Genomic DNA, 4,870 nt, shown 5'->3' with positions numbered 1-4,870 from the left:
GGGAGCCGGGGGGCTGTCCCTGGGATATTGCCCAGACCCACAGGAGCATCCGCAAAAATCTGATTGAGGAAACCTATGAGGTGCTGGAGGCCATTGATTTGGAGGATTATGACCTTTTGTGCGAAGAGCTGGGGGATATTCTCATGCAGGTGGTTTTCCACGCCCGCATGGCGGAGGAAGCGGGAGAGTTCTCCATGCAGGACGTAGTGGACGGCGTGACGGAGAAGCTGGTGCGCCGCCATCCCCATGTCTTCGGGGATGTGCAGGCGGCTGATGCCGGTTCCGCCCTCATCAGCTGGGAGGCGGTAAAAAAGCAGGAAAAGAAGGAAAGAAAGTCGCTTTTGGACGGGGTGCCAAAGGATTTGCCGGCGCTGATGGCGGCACAGAAGCTGCAGGGCAAGGCGGCAAAGGCCGGCTTTGACTGGGATGCGCCGGAGCCTGTCTGGGCCAAAATCCATGAGGAGCTGGCAGAGCTGAAGGAGGCTGTGGCAGAGGGGGACAGCGGCCATATTGCAGAGGAGCTGGGCGATGTGCTGTTCACCATCGTCAACCTGGCACGTTTCCTGAAGGCGGACAGCGAGCTGGCACTTCTGGCCTGCAACAAGAAATTCCGCAACAGGTTTTCCTATGTGGAAGAGAAGGTCAGGGAGCAGGGCGGCCACTGGCAGGAGTTTACCCTTGAACAGCTGGACAAATTCTGGGACGAAGCAAAAAAGCGCTGACGCGGAAAATAAAATAAAAGGAAAAACAATAAATTTCTGCCAAAAACGTAAAAAAGTAGTGCAAAATCCCAGTGTTTATGGTATATTGTAGTCAATTGGCAAGGGGTTGCCGAGTATTTTTACAGAGTATTTTAAATTTTTATACTTTGAGGGGGAAATTAAATGAATAAGGCAGAGTTAGTTGCGAAGGTTGCTGAAAAATCCGGTATTACCAAAAAGGATGCCGAGAAGGCTGTTGCAGGCATTTTTGCCGCTGTGCAGGAAACGCTGGTAGAGGGCGGCAAGGTTCAGGTGCTGGGCTTTGGCACCTTTGAGGTAAAGGAAAGGGCTGCACGTACCGGCCGCAATCCGCAGACCGGCGAGGAGCTGCAGATTGCCGCTTCCAGAAATCCTTCCTTCAAGCCGGGCAAGGCTCTGAAGGAGGCCGTAAATGTAAAGCCGGCCAAGGGAAAGAAAAAGGCAAAGAGCAAGAAGTGATATAGTAAAATAAAGTTATGATGGCAAAGGGGCCGCCTTGTTGGGACGGCCTTTTTTGTATACAATATTTCCCTGAAAAACATTTTCATTCAGACAGGTTTATGCTATAATGTTATACGTGATATGCGAACCGGATATTGGTTTGCGGATGTATTGGACGAGGAGGTTATGTTTATGAAATTATTTAGCAGATTGTCGGTTCTTAGTGTCCTGCTGGTGATGGTAATCGGCGTGATTGCCGGCTGCGGCGGTGACAGCGCAGGGGAGAAGAAGTTCCTGAACATCGCTACCGGCGGTACGGCTGGTACTTATTATCCAATCGGCGGCGCTATGGCTGAGATTCTCAACAACAACATTCAGGGCATGAATGCCAGCGCCCAGAGCACGGGTGCTACCGTAGCCAACATCAACATGCTGAAGGAAGGCTCCGTTGACCTGGCTATCGTACAGAATGATATTACCTATTATGCCGCTAATGGCATCGAGATGTTCAAGGATAAGAAGGTTGACAACCTGCGCGGTATTGCTACCCTCTATCCGGAGACCTGCCAGATTGTTACCCTTGATGCTTCCGGCATCAAGAGCGTTGCAGACCTGAAGGGCAGGCGCGTGGCAGTAGGTGCTATGGGTTCCGGTGCGGAGGCAAATGCCCGCCAGATTCTCGAGGCCTATGGCATTACCTATGATGATATCGATGAGCAGTTCCTGTCCTTCTCCGAGGCCGCCAGCGCCCTGAAGGACGGCAATGTGGATGCGGCTTTCGTTACTGCCGGCTATCCTACTGCAGCCGTTCAGGATATTGCTTCCCAGAACAAGGTACGCCTGTTGCCGGTTGATGCAGACAAGGCTGATGCCCTGATTGCCAAGTATCCGTTCTATACCAAGGTTGTTATTCCTGCCGGTACTTATGCAGGCTTTGACGAGGAAGTTGCCGGTATTTCCGTAATGGCTATGCTGGTATGCACCGATAAGGTTGATGAAAACCTGGGCTATGACATTACGAAGGCACTCTTCACCAATCTGGATCGCATCAAGGCTGCTCATTCCGTTGGCAAGCTGATTACCAAGGAAGGCGCTATGGAAGGTATGCCGATTAAGATGAACGCCGGCGCTGAGAAGTTCTTCAAGGAGTAATCGGATTGGCCGGTTAGGAATTTTTTGAAGGGAAAGACAAGGGCTGTCAGGTCACCTGTGCAGCCCTGTTTTTTGTTATGATGTATTATAAAAAAGTTGACAAAAAAATCTGGCTGCTGCTGGCTGTTGCGGCAGCGGTTTCCCTGTGGTATCTCAGCCGCCCCTGGGTATTTCTGATAGGGGAGGAAGGGATTCTCGACATGGCGCCTGCCTATGAGGGGATGCCTGTGAATATCAGGTTTATTCATTCAGTGCAGAAAACACCGGTAGAGGAATATCTGGTGGTCGGCGATGATTTGTCAGGGCTGGTTCTGCAGAGCACGAGATATCACTCCTTCGGGGTGGGACTGCCCTTTATGGAAAGCGACGGCAGCTTCCGCCAGGAGGGTGATGATTTTGTCATGGACGATATGAACCGGTATTTTCCGTCGTTGAGCCTGCGCACGGGGGTGGGAACCATGCTTACCGTTACGGTGGATGGGGAGGCTCACCATCTCTACAGGTTTTATCCGCCGGGGTACAGGGTGGACATAGCTGTTGCCCCTGCCTTTTACGGCTTAAAGGTATTGTTACAGAAAAATTTTGCAAGGAGGTAAGTCTATGGCGTTAGATAAAAACGCGCCGGTGACCAGCGATGAAGCGCTGGCTCAGGAAGTGCTGAAAAAGTATGACCGCGAGTCGGACACCATGCAGTACACCGGCCTTATGGCGAAGGTAATTTCCGCAATAGCGATTTCTTTTTCAGTGTTCCAGCTCTATACGGCCTTTTTCGGCGTACTGGATGCCCAGCTGCAGCGTGCCGTGCATCTGGGGTTTGCGCTGGCCCTGTCCTATCTGCTCTATCCGACCCGCAAGTCGTGGTCAAGGAGCAGGCTGCATCCTCTGGATGCTGTTCTGGCGGTGCTGGGTGCAGCTTCGCCTGCCTATATTGTCATCATGTACAGGGAGCTGGCCATGCGGGCCGGCCTGATTACCACGCCTGACCTTGTGGTGGGTATCATCGGCGTCCTGCTGGTTATTGAGGCGACCCGCCGCGTGGTGGGCATCCCTATGGTCGTGGTGGTAACGGCATTTATCGTGTATGCCTTTGCCGGTCCCCACATGCCGGGTGTGCTGAGCCATCGCGGCCTGACACCGGAGCAGCTGGTAGGGCATCTGTATTTTACTACGGAGGGTATTTTCGGCATTCCTCTGGGCGTGTCGTCTACGTTTATTTTCCTGTTCATTCTCTTTGGCGCCTATCTGGAGTCCACGGGACTGGGCAAATTCTTTATTGATATTGCCAATGCTATTGCCGGCTGGGCCAGCGGCGGTCCTGCCAAGGTGGCGGTGCTGTCCAGTGCGCTGATGGGAACGGTGTCCGGTTCCTCCGTGGCAAACGTGGCAGGTACCGGCTCCTTTACCATTCCGATGATGAAGAAGCTGGGCTACCGCAAGGAGTTTGCCGGTGCGGTTGAGGCGGCTTCCTCCACGGGCGGCCAGCTGATGCCGCCGGTAATGGGTGCGGCGGCCTTCCTGATGGCTGAGTTTGTAGGCGTGCCTTATATCGAGATTGTGGAGGCGGCCATTATTCCGGCCATGCTGTATTTTGCCGGGCTGTGGCTGGGCGTGCATCTGGAGGCCAAGCGCACCAATCTGAAAGGCGTGCCGAGGGAGCAGCTGCCGAAGGCCTGGGTTATCTTCAAGGAGCGCGGCCATCTGGCGATTCCGCTGGTGGTTATCGTTTATCTGCTGGTAACGGGCTATACCCCGATGCGCGCGGCGCTGGTGGCTATTGTGCTGTCCATTGCCGTGTCCGCTCTGAAAAAGAGTACCCGCATGAAGCCGGTTGAGATTATCCACGGGCTGGAGGCCGGTGCCAGGAACGTGCTGGGCGTGGCTATCGCCTGTGCCGCGGCAGGCATTATCATCGGCGTGGTTACCAAGACAGGCGTGGGGCTGAAGCTGGCCTCCGGCCTTCTGGCGCTGTCCGGCGGCTATCTGCTGCCGACCATGTTCTTTACCATGATTACATCTCTGATTCTTGGTATGGGCGTGCCTACGACGGCAAACTACGTTATCACCTCCACCATTGCGGCTCCGGCGCTTCTGCAGATGGGCGTGCCTGTGCTGGCTGCCCACATGTTTGTGTTCTACTTCGGCATTATCGCCGATGTTACGCCGCCTGTTGCCCTCGCCGCCTATGCCGCCTCCGGCATCAGCGGCGGCAAGCCTCTGATTACAGGAGTGAACGCGTCCAAGCTGGCGATTGCCGCCTTTATCATCCCGTATATCTTTGTGCTGTCACCGGAGATACTGATGATAAATGCCACCGCCTTCTCGCTGATTTTTGCGGCGATTACGGCGATTCTCGGCATGGTCGGCGTCAGCTCCTCCATGATTGGCTATCTGGTGGATCACAGCACGCCTGTTGAGCGCGTGCTGCAGTTTGCCGGCGGCATCCTGATGATTATGCCGGGTGTCTGGACGGATATTCCTGGGTTTGTGATTTTCGCGCTGGTGGTAATGTGGCAGAGCCGCCGCAGAAAAAAACACGC

General features: G+C 54.2%; 5 protein-coding genes. All 5 read left to right on the top strand.

Annotation, left to right across the window (positions count from 1 at the left end):
- The coding region (mazG, locus tag ACI3UA_RS00810; RefSeq protein ID WP_439722934.1) for a nucleoside triphosphate pyrophosphohydrolase at window positions 1–722 on the top strand (722 nt) is incomplete at its 5' end.
- A 162-nt stretch (window positions 723–884) separates the two neighbouring features.
- On the top strand, window positions 885–1,199 hold the full coding sequence (locus tag ACI3UA_RS00805) for an HU family DNA-binding protein (protein ID WP_439722933.1): 315 nt from the start codon (window positions 885–887) through the stop codon (window positions 1,197–1,199).
- Window positions 1,200–1,373: 174 nt separating this feature from the next.
- Window positions 1,374–2,333 carry a TAXI family TRAP transporter solute-binding subunit gene (locus tag ACI3UA_RS00800; RefSeq protein WP_439722932.1) on the top strand — a complete coding sequence of 320 codons (960 nt, stop codon included), beginning with the start codon at window positions 1,374–1,376 and terminating at the stop codon, window positions 2,331–2,333.
- A 77-nt stretch (window positions 2,334–2,410) separates the two neighbouring features.
- Entirely contained in the window at window positions 2,411–2,929 is a 519-nt protein-coding gene (locus ACI3UA_RS00795; protein WP_439722931.1) for a DUF1850 domain-containing protein, read from the top strand.
- A 4-nt stretch (window positions 2,930–2,933) separates the two neighbouring features.
- On the top strand, window positions 2,934–4,870 hold a 1,937-nt coding region (locus ACI3UA_RS00790), incomplete at its 3' end, for a TRAP transporter permease (protein ID WP_439722930.1).

The sequence above is a fragment of the Anaerovibrio sp. genome (assembly GCF_051866355.1).
Taxonomy (GTDB): domain Bacteria; phylum Bacillota; class Negativicutes; order Selenomonadales; family Selenomonadaceae; genus Anaerovibrio.
The sequence above is the reverse complement of the archived record's forward strand: the minus strand, read 5'-3'. Positions and strand labels throughout refer to the sequence as shown.

Coding starts and splice junctions, on each gene's coding strand:
- ACI3UA_RS00805 (WP_439722933.1), top strand. CDS start 885: ATGAATAAGGCAGAGTTAGTTGCGAAGGTTGCTGAAAAATCCGGTATT.
- ACI3UA_RS00800 (WP_439722932.1), top strand. CDS start 1,374: ATGAAATTATTTAGCAGATTGTCGGTTCTTAGTGTCCTGCTGGTGATG.
- ACI3UA_RS00795 (WP_439722931.1), top strand. CDS start 2,411: ATGATGTATTATAAAAAAGTTGACAAAAAAATCTGGCTGCTGCTGGCT.